Genomic DNA, 701 nt, shown 5'->3' on the forward strand with positions numbered 1-701 from the left:
TTCTTATATGATCCAGATTGGTAGCAACTTCAATTTCAATCCCATCATCATAAATACTATACGATGATGCACCGCATACGACGTCTCCTTTATAGAAAATACTATAGCCAATCCCTCGATTTATATAATCATCTGTCGATTGAAAAAGTATATCTTGCACAAGGGGTAACATATTTACGTAAATCATTTGATGGACTAGCGGCTGTTGGGCGCATATCAGACGGAAATTTGATGAAGCCTTAAAGGCTTTATCTGATTCACAGAAGGGGAAAAAAGTGAAGTGAGGTAAACAAAAAATAACTCCAAAAKCAACTTCTATTGTATATTTTGGAGTTATTTTRCRTTTKMTTTAAATTCGTAATTTTCWGTTTATATATATATTTCTATTTTTCTTTTCTTATTTATGTTTATCAGCTAAGTATCTAGCATAGTGAACTAAATTTCTAGCTACATCTAATTCAAGATTAAATATATTAGGTACRCCTGGTCTCCAATTCACCTCAAACAACCACAATTTTTGGTTTTCATCAATCCCAACATCAATTCCTAACTCATCAAATAATACATCCTTATATAAAGAATTAAAATGGTTAGAAAAACTTACCGCAAATCGTTCTAAATACCTTTGAACATTATACCAATCGTTATCAAACTCCGTTTTTAAAAAAACATCTAAATAAGTACTATAACCACCGCTAGCC

1 protein-coding gene and 1 pseudogene are annotated in these 701 nt (G+C 31.3%); both read right to left on the reverse strand.

Features of this window, described 5'->3' with window-relative positions; translation table 11 throughout:
* A pseudogene (locus AC1DJR_RS32430) lies at nucleotides 1–145 on the reverse strand (GNAT family N-acetyltransferase); the annotation flags it as partial.
* Between the two features lie 252 nt (nucleotides 146–397).
* On the reverse strand, nucleotides 398–701 hold a 304-nt coding region (locus tag AC1DJR_RS32435), incomplete at its 5' end, for a YheC/YheD family protein (RefSeq protein ID WP_477004508.1).

Source organism: Bacillus sp. 05T31 (assembly GCF_056396725.1).